The sequence below is a fragment of the Streptomyces sp. ML-6 genome, assembly GCF_030116705.1.
Lineage (GTDB): Bacteria > Actinomycetota > Actinomycetes > Streptomycetales > Streptomycetaceae > Streptomyces.
This window is the reverse complement of sequence record NZ_JAOTIK010000001.1, coordinates 1,942,262-1,967,474: the sequence shown is the minus strand read 5'-3', so window position 1 is coordinate 1,967,474 and position 25,213 is coordinate 1,942,262. Positions and strand designations below refer to the sequence as shown.

The 25,213-nt window shown below is 72.8% G+C and carries 21 protein-coding genes; 10 read left to right on the top strand and 11 right to left on the bottom strand.

The genetic code is table 11. The features are described from left to right. Positions 1 to 60: 60 nt before the first annotated feature. Complete coding sequence (locus OCT49_RS08645; protein ID WP_283851305.1) at positions 61 to 663, bottom strand: hypothetical protein; 603 nt, start codon at positions 661 to 663, stop codon at positions 61 to 63. A 118-nt stretch (positions 664 to 781) separates the two neighbouring features. On the opposite strand from OCT49_RS08645, the gene npdG reads away from it, so the two are divergent. Both npdG and OCT49_RS08635 read left to right on the top strand, forming a co-directional pair. Beyond that, entirely contained in the window at positions 782 to 1,492 is a 711-nt protein-coding gene (gene npdG, locus OCT49_RS08640; protein ID WP_283851304.1) for an NADPH-dependent F420 reductase, read from the top strand. 107 nt (positions 1,493 to 1,599) lie between these two features. Beyond that, positions 1,600 to 1,785, top strand: coding sequence for a hypothetical protein (locus OCT49_RS08635; protein WP_283851303.1), 186 nt, complete (start codon positions 1,600 to 1,602; stop codon positions 1,783 to 1,785). 13 nt (positions 1,786 to 1,798) lie between these two features. Here the strand turns inward: OCT49_RS08635 and OCT49_RS08630 are convergent, their stop codons facing one another. Beyond that, a complete protein-coding gene (locus OCT49_RS08630; protein ID WP_283851302.1) occupies positions 1,799 to 2,605 on the bottom strand; it encodes a site-2 protease family protein in 807 nt (268 codons plus the stop codon). Positions 2,606 to 2,855: 250 nt separating this feature from the next. On the opposite strand from OCT49_RS08630, the gene OCT49_RS08625 reads away from it, so the two are divergent. Continuing rightward, positions 2,856 to 6,185 carry an ATP-binding protein gene (locus tag OCT49_RS08625; protein WP_283851301.1) on the top strand — a complete coding sequence of 1,110 codons (3,330 nt, stop codon included), beginning with the start codon at positions 2,856 to 2,858 and terminating at the stop codon, positions 6,183 to 6,185. Between the two features lie 102 nt (positions 6,186 to 6,287). Here the strand turns inward: OCT49_RS08625 and OCT49_RS08620 are convergent, their stop codons facing one another. The 3 genes from OCT49_RS08620 to panB form a co-directional block, all read right to left on the bottom strand. Beyond that, complete coding sequence (locus OCT49_RS08620) at positions 6,288 to 7,136, bottom strand: ABC transporter permease (protein WP_283851300.1); 849 nt, start codon at positions 7,134 to 7,136, stop codon at positions 6,288 to 6,290. Then, entirely contained in the window at positions 7,133 to 8,158 is a 1,026-nt protein-coding gene (locus tag OCT49_RS08615; protein WP_283851299.1) for an ATP-binding cassette domain-containing protein, read from the bottom strand. The genes OCT49_RS08620 and OCT49_RS08615 overlap by 4 nt, the downstream gene beginning before the upstream one ends. 202 nt (positions 8,159 to 8,360) lie before the next feature. Next, a complete protein-coding gene (gene panB / locus OCT49_RS08610; protein WP_283851298.1) occupies positions 8,361 to 9,308 on the bottom strand; it encodes a 3-methyl-2-oxobutanoate hydroxymethyltransferase in 948 nt (315 codons plus the stop codon). Positions 9,309 to 9,499: 191 nt separating this feature from the next. Here panB and OCT49_RS08605 point away from each other — a divergent pair, with 191 nt between their 5' ends. The 3 genes from OCT49_RS08605 to OCT49_RS08595 all read left to right on the top strand — a co-directional run bounded on the left by OCT49_RS08605 (position 9,500) and on the right by OCT49_RS08595 (position 13,179). Further along, a complete protein-coding gene (locus tag OCT49_RS08605; RefSeq protein ID WP_283851297.1) occupies positions 9,500 to 11,116 on the top strand; it encodes an MFS transporter in 1,617 nt (538 codons plus the stop codon). Positions 11,117 to 11,254: 138 nt separating this feature from the next. After that, the gene (locus tag OCT49_RS08600; RefSeq protein WP_283851296.1) at positions 11,255 to 11,899 is read left to right on the top strand and encodes a TetR/AcrR family transcriptional regulator; all 645 of its coding nucleotides are present in this window, start codon (positions 11,255 to 11,257) and stop codon (positions 11,897 to 11,899) included. A gap of 221 nt (positions 11,900 to 12,120) precedes the next feature. Next, positions 12,121 to 13,179 carry an endonuclease/exonuclease/phosphatase family protein gene (locus tag OCT49_RS08595; protein ID WP_283851295.1) on the top strand — a complete coding sequence of 353 codons (1,059 nt, stop codon included), beginning with the start codon at positions 12,121 to 12,123 and terminating at the stop codon, positions 13,177 to 13,179. A gap of 48 nt (positions 13,180 to 13,227) precedes the next feature. Here the strand turns inward: OCT49_RS08595 and OCT49_RS08590 are convergent, their stop codons facing one another. The 6 genes from OCT49_RS08590 to OCT49_RS08565 all read right to left on the bottom strand — a co-directional run bounded on the left by OCT49_RS08590 (position 13,228) and on the right by OCT49_RS08565 (position 19,338). Further along, a complete protein-coding gene (locus tag OCT49_RS08590; RefSeq protein ID WP_283851294.1) occupies positions 13,228 to 14,982 on the bottom strand; it encodes an NAD+ synthase in 1,755 nt (584 codons plus the stop codon). 90 nt (positions 14,983 to 15,072) lie between these two features. Continuing rightward, the gene (locus OCT49_RS08585; RefSeq protein WP_283851293.1) at positions 15,073 to 16,815 is read right to left on the bottom strand and encodes a multicopper oxidase domain-containing protein; all 1,743 of its coding nucleotides are present in this window, start codon (positions 16,813 to 16,815) and stop codon (positions 15,073 to 15,075) included. 66 nt (positions 16,816 to 16,881) lie between these two features. Further along, positions 16,882 to 17,052: a hypothetical protein gene (locus OCT49_RS08580; RefSeq protein WP_283851292.1), complete on the bottom strand. Its 171-nt coding sequence runs from the start codon at positions 17,050 to 17,052 to the stop codon at positions 16,882 to 16,884. A 256-nt stretch (positions 17,053 to 17,308) separates the two neighbouring features. Next, positions 17,309 to 17,734 (bottom strand): CBS domain-containing protein, encoded by a 426-nt coding sequence (locus tag OCT49_RS08575; protein WP_283851291.1) that lies wholly within the window; start codon positions 17,732 to 17,734, stop codon positions 17,309 to 17,311. A 195-nt stretch (positions 17,735 to 17,929) separates the two neighbouring features. Further along, the gene (locus OCT49_RS08570; RefSeq protein ID WP_283851290.1) at positions 17,930 to 18,655 is read right to left on the bottom strand and encodes a DUF305 domain-containing protein; all 726 of its coding nucleotides are present in this window, start codon (positions 18,653 to 18,655) and stop codon (positions 17,930 to 17,932) included. Next, complete coding sequence (locus OCT49_RS08565) at positions 18,652 to 19,338, bottom strand: thioredoxin-like domain-containing protein (RefSeq protein WP_283851289.1); 687 nt, start codon at positions 19,336 to 19,338, stop codon at positions 18,652 to 18,654. Before OCT49_RS08565 ends, OCT49_RS08570 begins: the two co-directional genes overlap by 4 nt. A gap of 241 nt (positions 19,339 to 19,579) precedes the next feature. Here OCT49_RS08565 and glnA2 point away from each other — a divergent pair, with 241 nt between their 5' ends. From glnA2 to OCT49_RS08545, 4 genes are all read left to right on the top strand, one after another. Further along, positions 19,580 to 20,941 carry a gamma-glutamylpolyamine synthetase GlnA2 gene (gene glnA2, locus OCT49_RS08560; protein WP_148834680.1) on the top strand — a complete coding sequence of 454 codons (1,362 nt, stop codon included), beginning with the start codon at positions 19,580 to 19,582 and terminating at the stop codon, positions 20,939 to 20,941. A 414-nt stretch (positions 20,942 to 21,355) separates the two neighbouring features. Next, the gene (locus OCT49_RS08555; protein WP_283851288.1) at positions 21,356 to 22,702 is read left to right on the top strand and encodes a discoidin domain-containing protein; all 1,347 of its coding nucleotides are present in this window, start codon (positions 21,356 to 21,358) and stop codon (positions 22,700 to 22,702) included. Further along, positions 22,702 to 24,009: an MFS transporter gene (locus OCT49_RS08550; RefSeq protein WP_283851287.1), complete on the top strand. Its 1,308-nt coding sequence runs from the start codon at positions 22,702 to 22,704 to the stop codon at positions 24,007 to 24,009. Before OCT49_RS08555 ends, OCT49_RS08550 begins: the two co-directional genes overlap by 1 nt. Next, positions 24,006 to 25,058 carry a TolB-like translocation protein gene (locus OCT49_RS08545; RefSeq protein ID WP_283851286.1) on the top strand — a complete coding sequence of 351 codons (1,053 nt, stop codon included), beginning with the start codon at positions 24,006 to 24,008 and terminating at the stop codon, positions 25,056 to 25,058. The genes OCT49_RS08550 and OCT49_RS08545 overlap by 4 nt, the downstream gene beginning before the upstream one ends. Positions 25,059 to 25,213 lie beyond the last annotated feature (155 nt).

Sequence of the window (25,213 nt, the reverse complement as noted above, 5' to 3'; positions counted from 1 at the left end):
CGGCGGTGGCGGCTGGTGCTGTGGTGGCTGCGGACGGGCCGTCGTCCTCCGGCCCGTGGTTCACCAGCGGGGCGGGGGAGGCGCCGTCAGCTGGTCGACGAGCCGGGACAGCCGGTCCCGGAAGCCGCGACGGCCGCGCGGCGCGGGCGCGCTGTTCTCCCCGGCGGCCGCGCTCACCAGGTGCTGCACGGTGTCCAGGTCGATGTCGTCGGCACCGGTCACCGCGAGCGTCTCGTGGGCCAGCCCCCGGACCTCCGGGTCGCCGCCGTCCAGCGAGAGCACCGTGGCCCCGGCGCGCCGCGCGTCGTGCACCCGCTCCAGCAGCCCCTCCCCGGGCCGCTCCGGGGCCACCAGGAGCAGCGTCTCGCCCCGCCCGGCCGCCTCGATCCGGCCCAGGCCGACCGCCAGGTGCGCCGGGCCGCCCGGCTCCACCCGGTGCCGCACCAGGGTGGGCACCAGCTCCGGCAGCCCGGACCAGGCGGACTCGTCGACCAGGTGGGCCGCCAGGTGCCACGGCTCGTACTCCGCCGTCCCCACCAGCAGCAGCCCGCCGCCGTGCGGGACGACGGACGACCGCAGCGCCCCGGCGAACCTCCGGGTCGCGGCGGGCCACTCGGTCCCGGCGAGCACTTCGCGCAGCAGGGCGACACGTACGGCATCCATGGCCCGGCATCATGCCCCGGCACCCGTGCCCCGCGCCGGGGAACGGCACCGGACCAGCCGAACGGGGGCACCGGGGCGCCAGGGGGCCCCGGTCACCGGTCCGGCTAATGTCGGAGCCATGACTACGAATGACAACGGTGGCGCGGCCAAGCCCCCCGCCAAGGACCCCTGGGACCTCCCCGACGTCTCCGGGCTGACCGTCGGCGTGCTCGGCGGGACCGGGCCGCAGGGCCGCGGACTGGCCTACCGGCTCGCCCGCGCCGGACAGAAGGTGATCATCGGCTCCCGGGCCGCCGACCGGGCCCGGGCCGCCGCCGGGGAACTGGGCCACGGCGTCGAGGGCGCGGACAACGCGGAGTGCGCCCGCCGCAGCGACGTCGTGATCGTCGCCGTGCCGTGGGACGGCCACGCCAAGACCCTGGAGTCGCTGCGCGACGAACTCGCGGGCAAGATCGTCGTCGACTGCGTCAACCCGCTCGGCTTCGACAAGAAGGGCGCCTACGCCCTGAAGCCCGAGGAGGGCAGCGCCGCCGAGCAGGCCGCCGCCCTGCTGCCGGAGTCCCGGGTCACCGCCGCCTTCCACCACCTCTCGGCGGTGCTGCTCCAGGACGAGGCCATCGAGGAGATCGACACCGACGTGATGGTGCTGGGCGAGGTCCGCGCCGACGTCGAGACCGTCCAGGCGCTGGCGGGCCGCATCCCCGGCATGCGCGGCATCTACGCCGGACGGCTGCGCAACGCCCACCAGGTCGAGTCGCTGGTCGCCAACCTGATCTCGGTCAACCGCCGCTACAAGGCGCACGCCGGGCTCCGCGTCACCGACATCTGAGCCGGGGCCGCGCCGAGGCCCCCCGGACCGGCCCGGCGACGGGCGGAACGGGGCATGGGGGACACTGGAGGAGACCCGTGCACCACTCCGGACAGGAGCCGCTCCCCATGCCCCGACTCGCTCTCTACTCCGCCGTCGTCTGCCTGCTGGCCGTCGCCGCGGCGGTGATCTCGTTCGTCCGGGGCAGCCTCCTGCTCGGGATCGTCTGGGTGCTGCTGGTCGGGCTCTCGTCCAACATGGCGTGGTTCCACCTGCGTCGGCAGCGCGTACGGGCCGCCCAGTCCGCCGGCTGACCACCGGTCCCGCTCAGGGGGCCGTCGCACAGACCGGGTACTCCTCGTTCCAGTTCTCCCAGAACTGGTAGGCGGCCCGGCCGCACTCCGCGCCGAGCCGGTCCACGCCCAGCGCCTCCAGCAGCCCGTGGACCGCGCCGAAGAAGACCTCGTTGACCTCCGGGATCCACAGCAGGCCGAACACCGCGAGCAGCCCGAACTGCGCGAACGGCTCCACCCGGCGACGGATCCGGTACGACAGCCAGGGCTCGATCACCCCGTACCCGTCCAGCCCCGGGACCGGCAGGAGGTTCAGGATCGCCGCGGTGACCTGGAGCAGGGCCAGGAACGCCAGCGCGTACCGGAACTCCCTCGGGACGCCGTCCAGCGCGTGCAGCCAGAACGGTGCCGTGCACACGAGCGCGAACAGCACGTTCGTCAGCGGGCCCGCCGCCGAGACCAGGCTGTGCCTCCAGCGGCCGCGGATCCGGCCCCGCTCGATGAAGACCGCCCCGCCGGGCAGCCCGAAACCGCCCATGATCACGAACAGCACCGGCAGCACGATGCTGAGCAGCGCATGGGTGTAACGGAGCGGATCGAGCGTGAGGTAGCCCTTCGCGGCGACGGAGGTGTCCCCGCCGTGCAGCGCGGTGCGGGCGTGCGCGTACTCGTGCAGGCAGAGCGAGACCACCCACGCCGCCGTGACGAAGACGAAGACCGCGAGCCCGTAGGGATATCCGGTGTCCGTCCACACCGCCCAGCCCGCGGCCGCCGCCACGGCGGCGATGCCGAGGAAGACCGGACTGATCCGCCGGTCGCTGCGGGCTGCTGCGGTGCTCATCGGCGGACTCCTGACGGACGCGCGGGGAGGCGGGGACTTGGAGGGGCCAAGGGGCGAGGCGGCGGGTGGCGGGTCCGGTCGACCGTACCGGCGGCACGGCACCGACGTCCCGTGAACGCCCCGCGCCGGGCCGGTGGTTCCGCGCCTCGGCACCCGCACTCGTACGCCCGCGCCCGTACCCGTACCCCGCGCGCCGGCGGCCCGCGTCCCGGTTCCGCCGCTTCCGGCGTCGGTCGCGGAGAATGGGCGGGTGCGCTACTGCATCCTCGGGACCACTCGGGCATTCCGCGACGACGGCACGGCCGTCGCCCTCGGCGGGGCACGGCTGCGCGCCCTGCTCGCCGCCCTCGCACTGCGCGCCGGCCGCACCGTCCCGACCGCCGTGCTCGTCGACGAGGTGTGGGACGGAGACCCGCCCGCCGACGCGGTGGGCGCCCTCCAGGCGCTCGTCGGACGGCTCCGGAGGGCCCTCGGGCACGCGGCGGTCGCCTCCGCGGAAAACGGCTACCGGCTGGCCGCCGAACCGGACGCGATCGACCTCCACCGCTTCGAACGGCTCGCGACGGAGGGCCTCCGGGCCCTGGCCGAGGGGGACGCGGCGAAGGCCCTGAGCACCCTCGACGAGGCGCTCGCCCTGTGGCGCGGCCCGGTCCTGGCCGACCTGTCCGACCGGCGCGCCGCCGAGGCCCGCTGGGAGGCCCGCCGCCTGGACGCCCGACGCGGCGGGCTCGGCGCCGCCCTCGCGCTCGGCCGGGCGGAGGAGGTCCTGCCCGAACTCGTCGCCCTGTGCGCCGAGCACCCCCTCGACGAACCGCTCCAGGCACTGCGGCTGCGGGCCCTGCGCGATGCCGGACGCACGGCCCAGGCACTGGCCGCCCACGACGAGGTGCGCACCCTGCTCGCCGACCGGCTCGGCACCGACCCCGGCCCCGAACTGCGGGCGCTGCACGCCGAGTTGCTCCACCAGGAACCGGCGCCCCGGCCCGCCCCGCAGCCCCCGGTGCCGCCCGCCCGCACCGGAACCCCCACCGCACCGCGGGGAAACCTCCGGGCCAGGCTCACCAGTTTCGTCGGGCGCGAGGACGACATCGGGGCCCTGCACCACGACCTCGCGCACGCCAGGCTGGTCACCCTCCTGGGCCCCGGCGGCGCGGGCAAGACCCGGCTCTCCCAGGAGGCCGCCGAATCCGTCGCGGACGCCTGGCCGGACGGGGTCTGGCTGGCCGAACTCGCCCCCCTCGACGACCCCGAGGCCGTACCGGAAGCCGTGCTGACCGCGCTCGGCGCCCGCGAGACCGTGCTGCGCGGCGCGGGCGCCGAGGGGCTGCGGGCCGCCGAACGGAACCCGGCAACCCCCCTCGTACGCCTCACCGAGCACTGCTCCAGGCGCCGCATGCTGCTGCTCCTGGACAACTGCGAACACCTCGTCGGGGCCGCCGCCGCCCTCGCCGACCACCTGCTCGCCCACTGCCCCCGGCTGACGGTGCTCGCGACCAGCCGGGAACCCCTGGGCGTCCCGGGCGAACTGGTCCGCCCCGTCGACCCGTTGCCCGGCCCGGTGGCGCTGCGCCTGCTCGCCGACCGCGGCGCGGCGGCCCGGCCCGGCTTCCGCACCGACGCGGACCCGGACACCGCGGCCGCCGCCGCCGAGATCTGCCGACGCCTCGACGGGCTGCCGCTCGCCATCGAACTCGCCGCCGCCCGGCTGCGGATGCTCACCCCGCGCCAGATCGCCGACCGGCTCGACGACCGGTTCCGGCTGCTCACCAACGGGGCCCGCACCGCACTGCCCCGGCAGCAGACCCTGCGCGCCGTCGTCGACTGGTCCTGGGACCTCCTGGACGCACCCGAGCGCGCCGTGCTGCGCCGGCTGTCGGTCTTCGCCGGCGGCTGCACCCTGGCCGCGGCCGAGGAGGTCTGCGCGGACGGCCCCCGGGACGCGCGCGAGGTCGCCGGGCTGCTCGGCTCGCTGGTCGACAAGTCCCTCGTCGTCGCCACGCCCGCCGCGGACGGCGCCATGCGCTACCGGCTGCTGGAGACCGTGGGCGAGTACGCCGCCGAACGGCTCGACGAGGCGGGCGAACGGGACGCCGTGGAGCGGCGCCACCTGGTGCACTTCCGGGAGCTGGTCCGTACCACCGATCCCGAACTGCGCGGCGCCGGACAGCGGTCCGCCATCGAGCTCCTCCAGCGCGAGCACGAGAACCTCCGCACCGCCCTGCGCCACGCCGTCGCCGCCCGCGACGAACAGGAGGCGCTCTGCCTGGTGCTCTCGCTGGCCTGGTACTGGCAGATACGCGACCTGCGCGTCGATGCGCTGCACTGGGCCACCGAGGCCGCCGCGCTGGGGCCCGACCCCTTCGCCCCGCCCGCCGAGCCGGCGCCCTCCCTGTACGAGCGCTGCACCGACGCGCCGCCGCCCATGAACCCCGAACTGCTCCAGGAGGCGCGGCGCCAGGTGGCCCTGGTGCACCTGCTCAGCGTGGACCACACCAGGGAGACCTGGCACGACGAGAAGGGCAGGGCCCGGCTGGCCGTCATCGCGAAGACCTACCGGGCGGGCCAGCCGCAGACCTGCCGCGTCCCGGCCTCGTTCTGGTTCTTCGCGGTCATGCTCACCGGTGAGCATGCGGACCTGGGGGGCCTGCTGGGCGAGGCGGTCCGGGCCTGCCGCGACCTCGGCCACGAGTGGGAGCTGGCCACGGCGCTCCACATGCGGGCCAACGTCCTGGCCAACCGGCCCGAATGGGCGGCCGAGGCGCGGCGGAACGCCGACGAGGGCCTGGAGATCTTCCGCCGGCTCGGCGACGACTGGGGCGCGGCAGAGGCGCTCTCCTCCAGGGGCGAGGCCAGTGAACGGCTGGGCGACCACGCGCAGGCGGCCGAGGACTTCCGGGCCGCCGTCGGCCACGCCCGCAGGCTCGACGCCCGGGCCCAGGTGGCGGTGCTGCGCACCCGGTACGCCTCCGCGCTGGTCGAACTGGGCCGCGGCGCGGAGGGCGAGGCGATCCTGCGGGAGGTGCTCGCCGAGCAAGGGGGAGCCGCGCACGAAGTGCTGCCCGCCGCCCGCCTCCACCTCGCCATGTGGCTGGGCCGCAGCGGCCGGACCGGCGAGGCGCGCGAGCAGATGAACACGGCGCGCGAGGAGTTCCGCACCGGGACGGAGACGGCCTTCGACGGGTTCGTACTGGGCGAACTGGCCTGGCTGGACAACCAGGACGAGCGGTACGCCGACGCCCTGCGCCGGGTCCTGACGGCGTTGGAGCAGTCCCACGACCCGCTGACGCGGATGATGGTGCCCCAGCTGCCCGCCATCCATCTCGTCGTCCTGGCCCGGGCCCTGGTCGGGCTCGGCGGGGAGCGGCGGGCCGCGGACGCGGCCCGGCTGCTCGGTGCGTGCCGGGCACTGCTGCCCCGGGGCCATGTGCCGACCTGGGCGGAGCGGGACGACCGGGACCGGACGGAACGCGGTGCCGTCGCCGTCCTCGGCCGGGCCGCCTACGAGGCCGCGCACGCGGAGGGCGGCGGCCTCTCCATGGAGGAGGCCCTCGCCCTCGGGAACTCGTACCGGGAACGGTGAGCGGCGCGTCCCGGCCGCCCGGCCCGGCCCGGTCCCTTCGCGGCCGGGACGGGGGACCGCGTCGGCCGGGCCGGGAGACCGCGTCGGCCGGGGGATCGTCCGTCAGCTCTTCCCGCGGAACCTGGCCACCGCGAGCGGCGCCGCCACCGCGGTGATCGCCGCGGCCCAGCCGAGCGTCACCCACGCCGAGTGGGCGACCGGCCCGCCCATCATCAGGCCGCGCATCGCGTCCGCCAGGTTGGACAGCGGGTTGTACTCGGTGAAGGTCCGCAGCCAGCCCGGCATCGTCTCGGTCGGGGCGAAGATGGAGGAGCCGAACTGGAGCGGCATCAGCACGAGCATCCCCGTCCCCTGAACCGCCTGGGCCGTCTTCATGGCGAGCCCCAGCAGGATGAAGATCCACATGATGGCGGCGCTGAACACCGCCGCCAGCGCGACCGCCCCGATCAGCCCGAGCACCGGGTTCCGGAGCTCCATGCCGAGCGCGAAGCCCATGCCCAGCAGGATCAGGGTGGCGACCATCACCCGGCCCAGCTCGACCACGATCTTCGCGACGAGGACCGAGGAACGGGCGATCGGCATCGTCCGGAACCGGTCCATGACGCCCTTGCGGAAGTCGTCGTTGACCCCGGTGCCGACCGCCGAGGCGATGCTCACGCCCATCATCGACATCAGCCCGGGGACCAGGTAGTTCAGATACTCCTGCCGGCCGCCGCCCATGCTGCCGCCGACCGAGCCGCCGAACACGTACACGAACAGCAGGATGAAGACGACGGGCATCAGGAGGGCGTCGAACATCGACTCCGGATCCTTCTTGATCTGGAGCAGATTGCGCCGGACCAGCGCGCCGGTGTGGCGCAGGTTGCCGCGCAGCCCGATCCGGTCCTCGTCGTGGACCGGCTCCGCCGGGGCCGGGCCGACGGGAGCGGGGGACAGGGTCGTCGTGCTCATGCTGCGACCTCCTCGGGGATCGTGTCGACGGCGGAAGGGTTCTTCTTCCCGCCGGTGATGGCCAGGAACACCTCGTCCAGGCTGGGCAGCACGGTGGTGACGTGCGCCAGCGGGAAGCCCCGCGCGCCGAGCAGGCCGATGACGGAGGTCAGCTGCTCGTCGCTGAGGACCGGTACGCACAGCAGCCCCTCGTCCGGGACGGTCTGCACGCCTCCGGGCCCCTCCAGCCCCGCCTCCCGGACCGCCCGGGTCATGGCGGGCAGGTGCGCCGGGTCCGAGGGCCGGATCTGCAGGGTGCGCCCGCCGACCCGGGTCTTCAGCTCCTCCACCCCGCCGTGGGCGATGACCCTGCCCCGGTCGATGACGGTCAGCTCGCCGGCCAGCTGCTCGGCCTCCTCCATGTACTGGGTGGTGAGCAGCACGGTCGCCCCCTCCGCGACCATCCGCTGCACCTCGTCCCAGACCTCGTTGCGGGTACGGGGGTCGAGCCCCGTCGTCGGCTCGTCCAGATACAGGACGGCCGGGCGGCCGATCATCGAGGCGGCCAGGTCGAGCCGGCGCCGCATGCCGCCGGAGTAGTCCATCGCGGCGCGCCCGGCCGCGTCGGTGAGCGAGAACCGCTCGAGCAGTTCGTCGGCCCGGGACCGGGCCGCCTTGCGCGACAGGTCGAGCAGCCGCCCGATCATGTAGAGGTTCTCCCGGCCGGAGAGCTTCTCGTCGACCGAGGCGTACTGGCCGGTCAGGCCGATGGTGCGGCGCAGCTGCCGGGGCTGGCGCACCACGTCGAAGCCCGCCACGACGGCGCGGCCGGCGTCGGGCCGGACCAGGGTGGACAGGCAGCGCACGAGCGTGGTCTTGCCGGCGCCGTTGGGGCCGAGCACACCGAGCACGGTGCCCTCGCGCACGTCGAGGTCCACACCGTCCAGAGCCCTGGTCGAGCCGTAGTGCTTGACCAGTCCCCGGACCTCGACGGCGTTCGGGCCGCTCCTGGGGTTCTTGTCGATTCGCGTCATGCCGACCATGGCACCAGCCGTCACCGACAGGCCGCCGACAGCAGGCCGACAGCCCGCCGATGGGGGATGTCGGCGGGCTGTCGGTGGTGCGGGAAATGGTCTGGTTCCCGGACTCGGTGCAGGTCACGGCCCTTGAGCGGGCCACCGGGCCTTTCGCGGGGCACCGGGCTCCGGGCCGGAACGCGTCCCGGCCCGGAGCCCGGCAGGGGGCCTAGTGGAAGGTGTGCTCGGCGGCCGGGAAGGCGCCTCCCACGACCTCCTCGGCGAACTCCTTCGCGGCGTCGCCCAGCACCTTGCGCAGGTTCGCGTACTGCTTGGTGAAGCGCGGCACCTTGCCACCGGTCAGCCCGACCATGTCCGTGTAGACCAGCACCTGGGCGTCCGTGTCGGGACCGGCCCCGATGCCGACGGTCGGGATGTGCAGGGTGCGGGTGACCTCGGCGGCCAGCTCGGCCGGCACCAGCTCCAGGACGACGGCGAAGGCGCCCGCGTCCTGCACGGCCTTGGCGTCGCGCAGCAACTGCTGGGCGGCCTCCTCGCCGCGCCCCTGCACCCGGTAGCCCATCGCGTTGACGGACTGCGGGGTCAGGCCGATGTGGGCCATGACCGGGATCCCGGCGTTCACGAGCAACTTGATCTGCTCGTGGCTGCGTTCACCGCCCTCCAGCTTGACCGCGCCGACCCCGGACTCCTTGATCAGCCGGGTCGCGTTGCGCAGGGCCTGGACGGGGCCCTCCTGGTACGACCCGAAGGGCAGGTCCGCCACGATCAGGGCGCGCCGGGTGCCCCGTACGACGGCGGCGGAGAGGATCGCGATCTCGTCCATCGTGACGGGCACGGTGGTCTCGTAGCCGAGGTGGCAGTTGCCCATGGAGTCGCCGACGAGCATGACCGGGATGCCGGCCTCGTCGAAGACGGACGCGGTCATCGCGTCGTAGGCGGTGAGCATCGGCCACTTCTCGCCGCGCCCGGTGGCGGCGGCGATGTCGTGGACGGAGATGCGGCGGGTGCTCTTCCCTCCGTACAGCGCCTTGCTGCTGTCGGCGGGGGCTCCCGCAGAGGTGTTCGCAGGGGTTCCTGCGGGGGTGTTCGCGGGGGTGTTCGCGGAGGTTTCCGCGGGAATGTTCGCGGACTGGTTCCGCGCAGCCTGAAGCGACATTGCTGTGGGCTCCTTCGTCATCTCGAGGCGCCCTCACGGCGTCCCCGGACCGGTTCCATGGTGGCATCCCGTGCCCCTTCGCGGGAAGTGGGGCAGCGGACGCGGGCTCAAGACCCGGTCGAAAAAACTCTTGTCGTAAAAGTCTTTCCAATACGAGACGGTCTCGTATCGAAACGGGTTAGGCTCCTGGCATGTCAATACCGTCCGGCGCTCGCACCGCCGTGCCCCAGGTCCCGGAGGCGGTCCACCGCCGCCGTTGGGCGATCCTCGTCGTTCTGATGTTCAGTCTGCTCATCGTGGTGCTGGACAACTCGATCCTGAACGTCGCGGTCAAGACCATCGCCGGCCCCGCACCCACCGGACTGGGGGCCACCCAGAGCGAGTTGGAGTGGGCGATCAACTCCTACACGCTCGTGTTCGCCGGGCTCCTGTTCACCGCGGGCCTGCTCGGCGACCGCATCGGCCGCAAGAAGGTGCTGCTCTTCGGCATCCTGCTCTTCGGCGTCGGCTCCGCCCTGGCCGCCATGTCGGGCTCGCCGGCCGAGCTGATCACCTGGCGCGCCCTGATGGGCTTCGGCGCCGCCTTCGTCATGCCCGCCACGCTCGCGGTGCTGATGAACGTCTTCGAGCGCGACGAGCAGCCCCGGGCCATCGGGATATGGGCCGGCAGCGTCGGACTCGCCATCGCGATCGGCCCGATCACCGGCGGGCTGCTGCTCGAACACTTCTGGTGGGGCTCGATCTTCCTGGTCAACGTGCCCGTGGTGATCGTGGCGCTGATCGCGATGGTGCTGCTGGTGCCGGACTCCAAGGACCCGAGGCCGGGCCGGATCGACCCGATCGGCGTGCTGCTCTCCATCGTCGGACTGGTCCTGCTGGTGTACGGCATCATCCGCGGCGGCGAACTCGCCGACTTCACCGACGCCACCGTGCTGCTGCCGATCGCCGGCGGTCTGCTGGTCCTGGTCGGGTTCGTCCGGCACGAGAAGCGCAGCACCCACCCGGCCATGGACGTCTCGTACTTCAAGGAGCCGTCGTTCGCCGCGGCCGTGGCCGCCATAGGGCTGGTCTTCTTCGCGCTGATGGGGGTGACCTTCTTCTCCGCCTTCTACATGCAGAGCGTGCGCGGCTGGAGCGCGCTGGAGTCGGGCCTGATGCTCCTGCCGCTGGCCGCCACCCAGATGATCTTCGCACCGCGGGCCCGGCTGCTCGTCGACCGCTTCGGCGCCCGTGCCGTGTGCACCGTCGGCATGTTGCTGGTGGCGATCGGGCTCGCGGCGTTCGCGCTGTTCGACGAGACCACGCCGGTCTGGGTGCTGTGCCTGCTCCTCTTCGTGCAGGGCACGGGCATGGCGCACGTGATGACGCCGGTCACGGTCTCCGTGATGCAGGCGCTGCCCCGTGAGAAGGCCGGTTCCGGCTCGGCGGTGAACAACACGTTCCGGCAGGTCGGCGGGGCGCTCGGGGTCGCCGTGCTCGGCTCGGTGCTGTCCACCGTCTACCGGGGCGACATCGAGGGGCACCTCGGCGCGCTCCCGCCCGGTCTCCGGGAGGCGGCGGGGGAGTCGATCGAGGCGACGCTCGGCGTGGCGGACCGGATGGGCCCGGCGGGCGCCCCGCTGATCGACGCCGCGAACGACGCGTTCCTGAAGGCCATGCACGTCACCGCCATCGGCTCGGCCACCATCGCACTGGTGGGCGCCCTCGTGGTGGCCCTGTTCCTGCCGGGGAAACCGCCCGCGGGACAGCAGCCCGGCGGCTCCGGGAAGGGCGGCCGGCCGGTGCGCGCGGCGGGGGCGGACCGGTGAGGAGGACGGCCCCGAGAAGCTGAGGAAGTTCGCCCCCGGGCCCGGCGACCCCGGCCCCGGGGGCGGCCGACAGGAGCGCCGCCGCCGTCGGCGAGAATCGGGACGGCGGTCGGAGGGCGTGGTGAGAGGTGGAACGACGTGCGGACGCAGGAAGAGGAACGGAATCGTCCGTCCCGGAAGGACCCGGAACCCCGACGGGGCCGGCCACGCAGCGCGGCGGCCGAACGGGCGATCCTGGACGCCGTCGCCGGACTGCTGGAGGCGGGCGAACCGCTCGGCAGCCTGTCCATCGAGCGGATAGCCCGGACCGCGGGCGTCGGCAAGGCGACGATCTACCGGCGCTGGAGCGACAAGGAGGAGCTCTTCGTCGACGTCCTGCGCGACATCGAGCTGCCGGAACCCGTGGTCTCCGGCACCGCCGGCCTCGCCGACCTGCGGCTGCTGCTGGAGTCGGTCCGCGGCTGCGGCCTGGCCCGGCGCTCCTCGGCCCTGCTGCACAACGTCTTCGCGCAGATGAAGAGCCACCCCAAACTGTGGGAGGAGTACAACTGCACCGTCATCGCCCCGCGCCGCGCCGCCATGCTGGCCGCGGTGCGGCGCGCGGTCGACGCCGGTGAACTCCGCGCTGACCTGGACGTGGAGCTGATGAACGACCTGTTCCTGGGGCCCATGCTCGTACGCGCCGTCCACCGGCCCGACGCGCCGCTGCCCGATGACCTCGCCGACCACATCGTCCGGTTCCTGGTCGAGGGCCTGGCCCCTCGCCCGTCCGCCGGGGACTGAACCTCCCGCCCCCGTTGGGCCCGCGCCCGGCCCCGGACCCACCTGCCCGAATGCGATTGTTGTGTCACAAGCCCGGACGGAGTCCGCCCGGCCGGAACCCGTCGGACCCCCCCCTTCGTCCTCGTGGCAGTACGGCCGTCGCGAACGGCAGGAAACGCGCCGCCCATCGCCTAGGGTCGTGGGCGCGGCGACATGCAGGGCAAGGCAGTGAGGACAGCGCGATGGTGCAGGCGTACGGAGCGGACACCGGGAACGACCGTGCGGAACCGGAGCCGGAGCGGGGATCGGGGCCGGGCCCGGTTCCCGGCGGGCCGGGAGCACGGCTGCGGGCCCTGCGCGACAGGCTGACCGGCGACCGGGGCATCTGGCGGCGCGGCATCCTCCTCGCCCTGTGTTCGGTCCTGCTCACCCTCGTGATGGCCCTCCACTCCGAGATCCCGAACGCCATCGGCAACCTGGGCAGCCTCTCCGAGACGTTCCTGCCCTGGTGCGCCGTCTTCATCCCGCTGCTGCTGGTCCTGGCCCTGGTGCGCCGCTCGGCGACCGCGCTGATCGCCCTCCTGCTGCCGGTCGTGGTCTGGCTCAACGCCTTCGGCGGCCTGCTCACCGACAAGTCGGGCACCGGCGGCGACCTCACCGTGGCCACCCACAACGTCAACGCCGACAACCCCGACCCCGCGGGCACCGCCCGGCACGTCGCGGACTCCGGAGCCGACGTCCTCGCCCTGGAGGAGCTGCCGAGCGGCAAGGTGTCGGCGTACGAGGCGGCACTCGCCGAGCGCTTCCCGTACCACGCGGTGCAGGGGACCGTCGGCCTGTGGAGCAAGTACCCGATGAGCCAGACCCGTCCGGTCGACATCAAGATGGGCTGGACCCGGGCGATGCGCTCCACCGTCACGACGCCGAAGGGGAAGGTCGCCGTCTACGTGGCCCACCTGCCGTCCGTACGGGTCAAGCTGCACGCCGGATTCACCGCCAACCAGCGCGACAACAGCGTGGACGCCCTGGGCGAGGCCATCGCCCGCGAATCGCTCGACAAGGTGGTCCTGCTCGGCGACCTCAACGGCACGATGAACGACCGCGCGCTGAACGCGGTCACCGCCCAGATGCGCTCCACCCAGGGCGCCGCCGGCGACGGCTTCGGCTTCAGCTGGCCGGCCTCGTTCCCGATGGCGCGGATCGACCAGATCCTGGTGAAGGGCGTCGAACCGGTGTCGTCATGGACGCTCGACAGGACCGCCAGCGACCACCTGCCGATCGCGGCCCGGGTACGACTGTGACCCGGGGCGCGGAAGCTCCCGGGTCACAGCCGTTCGTGTTCCCGTCGCTCAGCGCGACTCGCGCCACCGGTTGGTGATCGGGAGGCGGCGGTCCTTGCCGAAGCCCTTCGGAGAGATCTTCGTGCCCGGCGGGTACTGCCGGCGCTTGTACTCCGCGGTGTCCACCATCCGCAGGGTCTTCGCCACCAGCTCCTCGTCGAACCCGGCCGCGACGATCTCGTCCAGGCCCCGGTCCCGGTCGACGTACAGCTCCAGGATCCGGTCCAGCACGTCGTAGTCGGGCAGCGAGTCCGTGTCCACCTGGTCCGGGCGCAGTTCGGCGCTGGGCGGCTTGGTGATGGAGGCCTCCGGGATCGGCGGGATCTGCCCGCGTTCCTCCGCGGCCCGGTTGCGCCACTTCGCGAGGCGGAAGACCGACGTCTTGTAGACGTCCTTGATCGGGCCGTACGCCCCGACCGAGTCGCCGTACAGCGTCGAGTAACCGACCGCCAGCTCGGACTTGTTGCCCGGTGTGAGGACGATCTGGCCCTCCTGGTTGGACACGGCCATCAGCATCGTGCCGCGCAGCCGGGACTGGAGGTTCTCCTCGGCCAGGCCGGTGAGCCCCAGCGCACCCATGTACGCGTCGAACATCGGCTCGATCGGCACCGTGCGGAAGTTCAGCCCGGTGCGGCGGGCCAGTTCGGCCGCGTCGCCCTTGGAGTGCTCCGAGGAGTACTTCGACGGCATCGAGATGCCGTACACGTTCTGCGCCCCCAGCGCGTCGCAGGCGATCGCGGCGACCAGCGCCGAGTCGATGCCGCCGGAGAGCCCGATCAGCACACTGCTGAACCCGTTCTTCGCGGCGTACGCGCGCAGGCCCACGACCAGAGCCGAGTACAGCTCCTCGTCGTCGTCCAGCCGCTCGGCGTACCCTCCGGCCAGCTCCGCCGGGTACGCCGGGAGGGGTTCCTCGGAGAGCACCACGTGGTCGATCCGCAGCCCGTCGTTCACGACGCCGGACGGCGGCTCGGCGGAGGCCGCCGGCAGATCCAGGTCGAGGACGACACTGCCCTCGGCGAACTGCGGGGCGCGGGCGATCACTTCGCCGTCCCGGTCGACGACGATCGAGTCGCCGTCGAAGACCAGCTCGTCCTGGCCGCCGATCATCGCCAGGTACGCGGTGGTGCAGCCGGCCTCCTGGGCCCGCTTGCGGACCAGCTCCAGCCGGGTGTCGTCCTTGTCCCGCTCGTACGGCGAGGCGTTGATCGACAGCAGCAGCCCGGCGCCGGCGGCGCGGGCCGCGGGCACCCGGCCGCCGTCCTGCCAGAGGTCCTCGCAGATCGCGAGCGCCACATCGACGCCGTGGACCCGCACGACCGGCATCGAGTCGCCCGGCACGAAGTACCGGAACTCGTCGAAGACGCCGTAGTTGGGGAGGTGGTGCTTGGCGAAGGTCAGCGCGACCCGCCCGCGGTGCAGCACCGCGGCGGCGTTCTGCGGGGAACCGGCGGGCTGGCCGTACCGGGGCTGGTCCGTCTCGGAACGGTCCAGGTAGCCGACGACGACCGGCAGCTCCCCGAACCCCTCCTCGTCGAGCCGGACGGCGAGCGCCCGCAGCGCCCGGCGCGAGGCCTCGACGAAGGACGGGCGCAGGGCCAGGTCCTCGACGGGGTACCCGGTCAGCATCATCTCGGGGAACGCCACCAGATGGGCGCCCTGTTCGGCGGAGTGCCGGGTCCAGCGGACGACCGCCTCGGCGTTTGTGGCGAGGTCACCGACGGTCGAGTCGATCTGATTCAGTGCGAGGCGTAGTTGAGGCACGCGCACCAGTGTAATCGTCTGATTGACGCGATGTCCCGGTGGGCCGTGGGACCGGGCCCGCGGCCCACCGGGAACGGGGCGGCGGGCCGGTCAGCGGCGGTAGCCGAGGACCGTCATCATGCCCACGTCCGAGTGGTAGATGTTGTGGCAGTGGAGCATCCACAGCCCCGGGTTGTCCGCGTCGAACTCCACGGCCAGCGAGCTGTTCGGCCGGATGATCGCGGTGTCCTTGCGTGCCCAGTTGGTCCGGCCGCGCCGGGTGGCCCGGTGCGCGGGCCCCGCCGGTCCCACGAGGCCGAAGGAGTGCCCGTGCAGGTGGATGGGGTGCCACATCTCCGTGACGTTGAAGAACTCCAGCCTGACCCGCTCGCCCTCCCGCACCGCGCGGCGCCGCTGCGGGTCGTACGGCTTGTGGTCGAAGGCCCAGTCGTACTTCTTCATGCTGCCGGTCAGCCGGTACCGGAGGACCCGGTCGGGCTCGCGCCGGGACAGGGTCGAGGACTCGTCCGGGTCCAGGTCGTACGCCTGCACCAGCTTCCCGTACAGCTCATCGGGCCGGACGGGCGCGGTGGGCGCCCTGCCCTTCCCGGTGCGGAGCAGGGCCAGGGCCGAGGCGCCCTTGCCCTCGGCGAGCGCGGTCAGCGGGAACACCCCGTCCTTGGCGGTGACGAGCACGTCGTAGCGCTCGCCCATGCCCAGCAGCAGGGCGTCCGTCGTGGTGTGCCGGACCGGGTAGCCGTCGGTGTGGGTGATCGTCATCCGGTGCCCGCCGAGCGCGACGCGGAACGCGGTGTCGCCGCCCGCGTTGATGATGCGCAGCCGGATCCGGTCGCCCGGCCTGGCGGTGAAGGAGGTGGGGGACTTCGGGATGCGGCCGTTGATCAGGTAGTGCGGGTAGGCGACGTCGCCCCCGTGGCTGTTCAGCAGCTTGCTGTAGGTGCCCCGCTTCAGCCGGGAGGGGCCGGAACGGCGCCGGGCGGACTCGGGGCCCTTGCCGGACCCGGCGGCTCCCGAGGCTCCTGAGGCTCCTGAGGCGGCGGCGGGCGCTCCGTGGCTGCCGCCGCCGTGGTCCATGCCGCCCCTGCCGCCGCTGAGCTCGTCGAGCACCGAGTCCGGGGTCGAACCGTCCACCCCGTCGACCCAGTCGTCGAGGACGACGACCCACTCCTTGTCGTACGTGAGGGGCTCCTTCGGGTCCTCGACGATCAGCGGCGCGTACAGTCCGCGGTCCTGCTGGACGCCCGTGTGCGGGTGGAACCAGTACGTGCCCGCGTGCGGCACGGTGAACCGGTAGGAGAACTCCGCGCCGACCTTGATGGGCGGCTGGGTCAGGTCGGGCACCCCGTCCATGTCGTTGCGCACGTTGAGGCCGTGCCAGTGCAGCGAGGTGTCGTGCGGGAGGTGGTTGGCGAGGGTGAGGGCCAGGGTGTCGCCGGTCGTGACCCGGAGCTCCTTGCCGGGCAGCCGGGCCTCGTACGCCCAGGAGCCGACGACGAGACCGCCCACGTCGAGCCGGGACGGGGTGGCGACGAGATGGACCTTCCGCACGGGGCCGGAGCCCCGCCGGGCCTCGGCCCGTGCGACCTCCTCCCCGTCGGGGGAGACGTACTCGCCCTGGGGCTTCCGGCCGGGGGCGGCCCCGTGGTTCACGCCGCCGTGGCTCGGGCCACCGGCGTTCGCGCTGCCGTGGCTCGTGCCACCGGGGTTCGTGCCGGTGGTCTTCTTGCCGCCGACGGCGGTGTCGCCGTCAGTGGAACAGGAGGTCAGCACTGCTGTGCCGACGGTGGCGACAGCGGCGCCGAGCACGGCGCGTCGGGTGGGGGGAGTGCGCATGACGAGAGGGCACCTCGGGGTGTTGTCGGTATTCCGGTCTGCTGGGGGAGGGGGGAGGCGCCCCCTCTATATGCGCAGCACCGACAACGGGGCGGGACGGACCGGGGCCGGACGCGGTACCGGACCGGCCACCGGAGTGAACCGCGTCGGGACGCACCCGAGGAGGTGGGCGATCCCGATGAGCAGCGAGACGAACAGGGACAACTGTCCGTACGTCGCACATCCACTCAGGGTCATGCCGAGCACCCTACCCCCGCCGGGTATCACTCGCGCGCGGAGGAACACGGAGGCGTGCGGAAACGTATCGCCCCAATGGTTCCGAGCCTGACGGGGCGGAGGACGGACCCGGGGCGGGCGGGCACCGAAACGGTCCGTCACCTCCCCGGGCGAGGGGGCGACGGACCGTGGCCGGGCTGTTGTCGGATTGCCGTCGGTCTGTCGTCGGTCGGGTTGTCGATCGGGTTGTCGTCGGGCCGGAGTCCGCGGGGGCCGGTCAGCCGCGCGCGTAGACCTTCTCCGCCCACCCGGCGATCTGCTCGTCGGTGAGGTGCCGCGCCAGGTCGGCCTCGCTGATCATGCCGATCAGGGTCTTGTTCTCGACCACCGGAAGCCGCTTGATCTGGTGGCTCTGCATCTCCTCCAGAATCTCCTCCACCCCGGCCTCCGCGTCGATCCAGCGCGGGGTGCCCTGGGCGAGGTCGCCCGCGGTCATCTTCGACGGATCGTGGCCCATCGCCACACAGCCGACCACGATGTCGCGGTCCGTGAGGATGCCGATCATCCGGTCCTGCTCGCCGTTGGCCGAGATGGGCAGCGCACCGACCTTGTGGTCACGCATCAGCTGCGCGGCCCGGTCGAGCGTCTCGTGCGCGGGGATCCACATGGCCCCGGTGTGCATGATGTCCTTGGCGGTGGTCATGAGGGCTTCCTCCTGAGTGCCGTGGGCATGCTGTACGACCCCGAGTGATTCCATCGTCATACGCCCGTTGGGAGTACGCGACCGCTCATGCCTGTTCGAGCGCGTGAAGGGGATGGGGCCGGACTTGGACGCGGGGCCGGAGTCGGGCACGCGACCGCCGCCGGGCCCGGGCGGGGGCCGGCGGCGGGGAGCCCCTCAGGACCGGGGTCCGGCCCCGCGTGCTTTCAGCATGTCGGCCATCGCGTCCAGCTCGGACTGCTGGGCGGCGACCATTCCGCGGGCGAGCCGCTTCTCCGCCTTCACCGTGCACAGCCGGGCGCAGCCGCGGGCCATGTCGACGCCGCCCTTGTGGTGGTCGGTCATCAGTTGGAGGTACAGGACCTCGGCCGCCCTGCCGCTCGCCGTGCGGAGCCGGGCCAGTTCGGCCCTGGTGGCCATGCCGGGCATGAGCGGTCCGTCGTGGGCCCGGTGACCGGCGGTCCCCGTGCCCCCAGCCGCGCCGTTCCTCGCGTGCCCCTCGTGCCCGCCGCCCGTCATCCAGCCCATCGGCTCCTGCCCGGCCGTCGTCCTCGGCAGCTCCCACAGGTCCAGCCAGCCGAGCAGCATGCCGCGCTGGTTGGCCTGCGTGTTGGCGATGTCGTACGCGAGCAGGCGCACCTCCTCGTCCCGCGTGCGGTCGCGCACGACGAAGGACATCTCCACGGCCTGCTGGTGGTGGACCGCCATGTCGCGGGCGAAACCGGCGTCCGCCGAGTCCGTCGCGGGCGTGCCCGGAGCACCGGCGGTGGCGTGGTGTCCCGGGTGCCGCGCCCCGTCGTCCCGCGCGGCGGCGACCGTCGCCGCCCCCGCGCACAACAGGGCGAGCGCCGCGACGGAGCCCACCGCCCACCGGACGCGCCGGCCGGGCCGTGGGGCGGTCACGGCGTCCCCAGCCCGCCCGAGCACGTCGCACCGGGCTCGGGCGTCTGCGGCCCTTGCACGAACTTCTCGAAGAACTGGCCGACCCGCGGATCGTCGGCGCCGTCCACCGTCAGCTGGTTGCCCCAGGCACTCAGCATGATCGTCCCGCTCTGGCCCTCGTACGGGCTCATCAGCGAGTACGGCGTCCTGCCGACCCGTTCGGCGAGCTTCGCCACGTCGGCTGCCGGCGCCTCGCCGGTGTACGTCACCCAGACGGAGCCGTGCTCCAGCGAGTGCACGGCGTTCACGTCGGGGATCGCCTTCTCGTACACCTCGCCGTCGCAGTTCATCCAAACGGGGTTGTGGTCACCCCCGACCGGGGGCTTCATCGGGTACGTGACGGGGGTGGTGACGTGGTCGCGGGTCAGCTTCTCCGCGTCCCACGTCCGCAGTCCCTCGATCGGGCCGTCGTCCGGCTTCCCCTGCTGACCCTCCGCGGGCGCCTTGCCGTCCTCGGCCCCGGCCACGGCCCCCTGCTTCTGCTCCGACGCCTCGGACGTGTTCAGCACCAGGTACGAGCCGAAACCGACCAGGCCCGCGACGACGAGCACGCTCAGCCCTATGGCCAGGGCGCGGTCGCGGCGCTGCCGCGCGCGGTGGGCGTCGTGCGGCTGCTGCGGGTGGGGCCCGGGAACGAAGCTCATGGCGTCAGATCCTTCTGGGAAGGGGGCGGGGGCGGCTGTCGATCATGGGAACGGGCGCGTGCGGGGCCGTTGCGAAGCCGCTCCGCCCCGCGCGTGCCACGGCCGCCGATCGTAGTGGGTGGCCGGGTGCTCCATCTCACGTCGTGTGCGTAATCTGGGTGAAATCCCGGGTCGTGATACTGGAGTTCCTCCCTACCCCGGGCGGTGGTGCACGGACCGTCTGAACTGCAAGGATGTGGCTATGGACAAGCAGCAGGAATTCGTCCTCAGGACGCTTGAGGAGCGCGACATCCGCTTCGTACGGCTGTGGTTCACCGATGTCCTCGGCTACCTCAAGTCCGTCGCCGTCGCCCCCGCCGAGCTGGAGCAGGCGTTCGACGAGGGGATCGGTTTCGACGGCTCGGCCATCGAGGGCTTCGCCCGGGTGTACGAGTCCGACATGATCGCCAAGCCGGACCCGGGAACGTTCCAGATCCTGCCCTGGCGCGCGGAGGCCCCCGGCACGGCCCGGATGTTCTGCGACATCCTCATGCCGGACGGCTCGCCGTCCTTCGCCGACCCGCGCTACGTCCTCAAGCGCATCCTCGCCAAGACCTCCGACCTGGGCTTCACCTTCTACACCCACCCGGAGATCGAGTTCTTCCTGCTCAAGGACAAGCCGGTCGACGGCAGCCGCCCCACCCCCGCCGACAGTTCCGGCTACTTCGACCACACCCCGCAGAACGTCGGCATGGACTTCCGCCGCCAGGCGATCACCATGCTCGAATCCATGGGCATCTCGGTCGAGTTCAGCCACCACGAGGGCGCCCCCGGCCAGCAGGAGATCGACCTGCGGTACGCGGACGCGCTCTCCACCGCCGACAACATCATGACCTTCCGCCTGGTGATGAAGCAGGTCGCGCTGGAGCAGGGCGTGCAGGCGACGTTCATGCCGAAGCCGTTCTCGGAGTACCCCGGTTCGGGCATGCACACCCACCTCTCCCTCTTCGAGGGCGACCGCAACGCCTTCTACGAGTCGGGCGCCGAGTACCAACTGTCCAAGGTCGGCCGCTCCTTCATCGCCGGGCTGCTCACCCACGCCGCGGAGATCTCCGCCGTCACCAACCAGTGGGTCAACTCCTACAAGCGCATCTGGGGCGGCTCCTCCCGCGCCGCGGGCGCCGGCGGCGAGGCCCCCTCGTACATCTGCTGGGGCCACAACAACCGCTCCGCCCTCATCCGCGTCCCGATGTACAAGCCCGGCAAGACCGGCTCCTCCCGCGTCGAGGTCCGCTCCATCGACTCCGGCGCCAACCCCTACCTGACGTACGCGGTGCTCCTGGCCGCGGGCCTCAAGGGCATCGAGGAGAGCTACGAACTCCCGGCCGGCGCCGACGACGACGTCTGGGCGCTGTCCGACGCGGAACGCCGCGCGATGGGCATCGAGCCGCTGCCGCAGAACCTGGGCGAGGCGATCTCGCTGATGGAGAAGAGCGAACTGGTCGCCGAGACGCTGGGCGAACACGTCTTCGACTTCTTCCTGCGCAACAAGAAGCAGGAGTGGGAGGAGTACCGCAGCGAGGTCACCGCCTTCGAGCTGAAGAACCTGCTGCCGGTGCTGTGACCGGGGCCGGTCCGACCCGGCGGGCGGGAGTGGTTCCGGCCCGCCGGGCGGGGGTGGTTCCGGTCCGGCAGGCGTGAGCGGCCTCGGGGCGACGGGTGTGGACGGCTTCGGGCCGACGGTGCGGAAACCGTCGGCCCGAAGCCGTTTTTCATGCCCTCGCGCCGACGGGTGCAAACGGGTGTGCGAGGGCTGAATTCGGTGCGGATTAAAGGGAGTTGAAGGACTGGTAGGAAAGTTTACTGTTCGCTAGCATTCCCGGCGGTGGCCTGGCGCGGTGCCCCGCACCGCGGGCATGACGCGCTCAGTGAGAGCTCTGGCCCGGCCACCACGATCCCGCCCTGCCCGTACGCGGGCCGGGACGGGTCAGCACTGATGCCCAGCTCTCGCCACCCCCACAAGGCCAGGAGTCCAGGGATGCACCCGAACGGCTCAGTTCCCCTCACCCCACCCGCGAAGCGCCGTACGGTCGGCATGGTCGTCGCCGCCGTGCTGCTGCTCGCCGGCAGCCTGACATTCGCCCACCCCGACCGGGCCGGCGCCGCCGAGGACCCGCTCATCTCGCGCGGCAAGACCGCCACCTCGTCCTCCGAGGAGGACTCCCAGTACGGTCCGCAGAACGCCTTCGACGGCGACCCCGACACCCGCTGGGCCAGCGCCGAGGGCGAGGACCCGCAGTGGCTGAGCGTCGACCTCGGGGCCCCCGCCGACATCACGCGGGTGCGGCTGGACTGGGAGGACGCCTACGCCGAGGCGTACCGGATCGAGGTCTCCGCCGACGGCACCAGCTGGACCCGGCTCGCCGCCGAGACGGCCGGCGACGGCGGTACCGACGAGTGGTCCTCCCTCACCGGCAAGGGCCGCTACCTGCGCGTGTACGGCACCGCGCGCGGCACCTCCTACGGCTACTCGCTGTACGAGGTCGAGGTGTACGGCACCCTCGGCGAAACGCCCCAGCCCACCGGGGCCTTCACCGTGGTCGCCGCCGGTGACATCGCCGCCCAGTGCACCGCCTCCGACAGCGACTGCGCCCACCCCAAGACCGCCGCGCTGGCCCAGAAGCTCAACCCCAAGTTCTATCTGACGATGGGCGACAACCAGTACGACGACGCCCGGATCTCCGACTACCGCGCCTACTACGACAAGACCTGGGGCGTCTTCAAGAACAAGACGCACCCGGTGCCCGGCAACCACGAGACGTACGACCCGGCCGGTTCGCTGGCCGGCTACAAGGCGTACTACGGCTCGATCGCCTACCCCCAGGGCAAGAGCTACTACAGCTTCGACGAGGGCAACTGGCACTTCATCGCCCTCGACTCCAACTCCTTCGACCAGAGCGCCCAGATCGACTGGCTCAAGGCCGACCTCGCCAAGAACAGCAAGGCGTGCATCGCCGCGATCTGGCACCACCCGCTGTACTCCTCGGGCGGCCACGGCAACGACCCGGTCAGCCGGCCGGTCTGGAAGCTCCTGTACGGCGCCAAGGCCGACCTCGTGCTCAACGGGCACGACCACCACTACGAGCGCTTCGCCCCGCAGAACCCCGACGGCAAGGTCACCGCGGACGGCATCACCGAGATCATCGGCGGGATGGGCGGCGCCGAGCCGTACCCCATCGAGGAGGTCCAGCCCAACAGCCAGAAGCGGATCAGCGGTGAATACGGCGTCCTGAAGCTGGACTTCACCGACACCGACTACACCTGGAGCTACGTCGGCACCGACGGCAAGGTCAAGGACGCCGGACCGAAGTACTCCTGCCACTGATGTACCTGGCCACCACAGGGCACCGGGACGCGCCGGCCCCGCCCCGCACCGGCGGAGCGGGCCGACGCGTCCCCGGCACCGTCCTCGCACTCGGCACGGTCAGCCTCGTCACCGACATCTCCTCCGAGATGGTCACCGCGGTGCTGCCGCTCTACCTGGTCCTCGGACTGGGTCTCTCCCCCCTCCAATTCGGCTTCCTGGACGGCCTGTTCAACGGCGCCGCGGCCATCGTGCGGCTGCTCGGCGGACACGCCGCCGACCGCGGGCGCGGACACAAACAGGTTGCCGGCCTCGGCTACGCCCTCTCCGCCCTCTCCCGGCTCGGCCTGCTCCTCGCGGGCGGCGCCACCGCGGGCATCGCGGCGGCCCTGGCCACCGACCGGGTCGGCAAGGGCATCCGCACGGCGCCCCGCGACGCGCTGATCACCCTGAGCAGCCCGCCCGAGACGCTCGGCCGGTCCTTCGGCGTGCACCGGGCGATGGACACCACCGGCGCGCTGCTCGGCCCGCTCGCCGCGTTCGCCCTGCTCTGGGTCACCGCGGACGCCTACGACGCGGTGTTCGTCGTCAGCTTCTGCATCGGCCTGCTCGGGGTGCTGCTCCTGGTCCTGTACGTGCCCGGCCACCCCCCGGCGCCGCCGGTGAAACCGGCCCGGCGCACCCGCAAGATGTTCGAGGCGCTCCGCGACCCCGCCTTCCGGCGCATCCTCGCGGCCGCCGCCCTGCTCGGCGCCGCGACCATCGGGGACTCCTTCGTCTACCTCCTGCTCCAGCGCCGCCTCGACCTCCCCGTCGGCTGGTTCCCGCTGCTGCCGCTCGGCGCGGCGGCCTGCTACCTGCTGCTCGCGATCCCGGCGGGCCGGATCGCGGACCGGGTCGGACGGCGGTTGCCGTTCCTGTACGGGCACCTCGCGCTGCTCGGCGTGTACGCCACCCTCCTCGCCCCCTTCGGCGGACCGGCCCTGCTGCTCCTGGCCCCCGTCCTCGTCCTGCTGGGCGTCTTCTACGCCACCACCGACGGGGTGCTGATGGCCCTCGCCGGGCCCGTCCTGCCCGCCGACGGCAGGGCGGGCGGACTCGCGCTGCTCCAGACCGGCCAGGCCCTGGCGCGGATGCTCGCCGCGGCGGGCTTCGGCGCCGCGTGGACGCTGTGGGGGGAGGGCCCCGCGCTGTGGACGGCGACGGCGGTCCTGCTCGCCGCACTCGCGGCCGGCTGGGCACTGCTGCCGCGCACCCCGCGCACCCCGCACGACTCCCCGGCTCCCGCGGAGCCGGGAAACCGGAACTCCGAGAGGCGGACCGCATGAGAATCAGGTTCCCGCGCCCCGCGGCCCCGCTGGGGCCCCGGGCCCGCATCGCCGTCGTGGTGGCCGCGGTGCTGCTCCTCACGGGCGGCTCCGTCGGGTACGTGATGCACGCGGAGCGCCGGACGGGGGGCGGACAGGCCGAGGCCGACGCCTCGTTCGTGCTCGACGGGCCCGCCCTGTACTTCCGGGACACCGACACCGGCCGGGTCGCGCACCGGCCGATGGCCCCCGCCACCGCGGCCCGCACCTCCGCCACCGAGGCCCGCACCCCCGGCGGACCCGCCTGCGACCGGTTCTACGCCTCCGGCGACGGCGCGCTCTGTCTGCGGGCCAAGCCCGGGGTGCTGCCGAGGACGCAGGCGATCGTCCTCGACCGTCGGCTGCGCGAGAAGCGCCGGATCACCGTGCCGGGCATTCCCAACCGGGCCCGGGTCTCCGCCTCCGGGCGGATGCTGTCCTGGACGGTGTTCACGACCGGCGACTCGTACGCCACCACGGCCTTCTCGACCCGCACCGCCATCCTCGACCTGCGCACCGGCTACCTCATCAAGTCCATCGAGACCCTCCCCCTCACCATCGACGGCGCCCGCTACCACGCCCCCGACGTCAACTACTGGGGGGTGACCTTCGCCCGCGACGACAACCGCTTCTACGCGACCGTCTCCACCAAGGGCCGCACGTACCTCGTCGAGGGGAACATGCGGGACTGGTCGGCGAAGGCGCTGCGGCAGAACGTCGAGTGCCCCTCCCTGTCGCCCGACAACACCCGGCTGGCCTTCAAGAAGAAGGTCTCCGACGACGTGGCCGCGCCCTGGCGGCTGTACGTGCTCGACCTGCGGACCATGCGCGAGACACCCCTCGCGGAGGAACGCAGCGTCGACGACCAGGCGGCCTGGCTGGACGACGACACGCTCGCCTACGGACTGCCGGGCGAATCCGGTCGGAAGAGCGACGTCTGGACCGTACCGGCGGACGGGACGGGCAAGCCCCGCATGGCGGTGAAGGGCGGCTCGTCACCGGTGGCGGTGGCGACCACGACGACGCGCTGAGCCGAGCCCACGGACGCACGGACGGCGACCACGGCGGGGGCGGCACCGAGCGCGGTGCCGCCCCCGCCGTCGTCCCGTGCCGTCGAACCGTCAGGACATCCGGTCGAGGACCGCCTCGACCGGCTCGGCGGGAACCGGCCGGGGCATGGGGTAAG

Coding starts and splice junctions, on each gene's coding strand:
- OCT49_RS08645 (WP_283851305.1), bottom strand. CDS start 663: ATGGATGCCGTACGTGTCGCCCTGCTGCGCGAAGTGCTCGCCGGGACC.
- npdG (WP_283851304.1), top strand. CDS start 782: ATGACTACGAATGACAACGGTGGCGCGGCCAAGCCCCCCGCCAAGGAC.
- OCT49_RS08635 (WP_283851303.1), top strand. CDS start 1,600: ATGCCCCGACTCGCTCTCTACTCCGCCGTCGTCTGCCTGCTGGCCGTC.
- OCT49_RS08630 (WP_283851302.1), bottom strand. CDS start 2,605: ATGAGCACCGCAGCAGCCCGCAGCGACCGGCGGATCAGTCCGGTCTTC.
- OCT49_RS08620 (WP_283851300.1), bottom strand. CDS start 7,136: ATGAGCACGACGACCCTGTCCCCCGCTCCCGTCGGCCCGGCCCCGGCG.
- OCT49_RS08615 (WP_283851299.1), bottom strand. CDS start 8,158: ATGGTCGGCATGACGCGAATCGACAAGAACCCCAGGAGCGGCCCGAAC.
- panB (WP_283851298.1), bottom strand. CDS start 9,308: ATGTCGCTTCAGGCTGCGCGGAACCAGTCCGCGAACATTCCCGCGGAA.
- OCT49_RS08605 (WP_283851297.1), top strand. CDS start 9,500: ATGTCAATACCGTCCGGCGCTCGCACCGCCGTGCCCCAGGTCCCGGAG.
- OCT49_RS08595 (WP_283851295.1), top strand. CDS start 12,121: ATGGTGCAGGCGTACGGAGCGGACACCGGGAACGACCGTGCGGAACCG.
- OCT49_RS08585 (WP_283851293.1), bottom strand. CDS start 16,815: ATGCGCACTCCCCCCACCCGACGCGCCGTGCTCGGCGCCGCTGTCGCC.
- OCT49_RS08580 (WP_283851292.1), bottom strand. CDS start 17,052: ATGACCCTGAGTGGATGTGCGACGTACGGACAGTTGTCCCTGTTCGTC.
- OCT49_RS08575 (WP_283851291.1), bottom strand. CDS start 17,734: ATGACCACCGCCAAGGACATCATGCACACCGGGGCCATGTGGATCCCC.
- OCT49_RS08565 (WP_283851289.1), bottom strand. CDS start 19,338: ATGAGCTTCGTTCCCGGGCCCCACCCGCAGCAGCCGCACGACGCCCAC.
- glnA2 (WP_148834680.1), top strand. CDS start 19,580: ATGGACAAGCAGCAGGAATTCGTCCTCAGGACGCTTGAGGAGCGCGAC.
- OCT49_RS08555 (WP_283851288.1), top strand. CDS start 21,356: ATGCACCCGAACGGCTCAGTTCCCCTCACCCCACCCGCGAAGCGCCGT.
- OCT49_RS08550 (WP_283851287.1), top strand. CDS start 22,702: ATGTACCTGGCCACCACAGGGCACCGGGACGCGCCGGCCCCGCCCCGC.
- OCT49_RS08545 (WP_283851286.1), top strand. CDS start 24,006: ATGAGAATCAGGTTCCCGCGCCCCGCGGCCCCGCTGGGGCCCCGGGCC.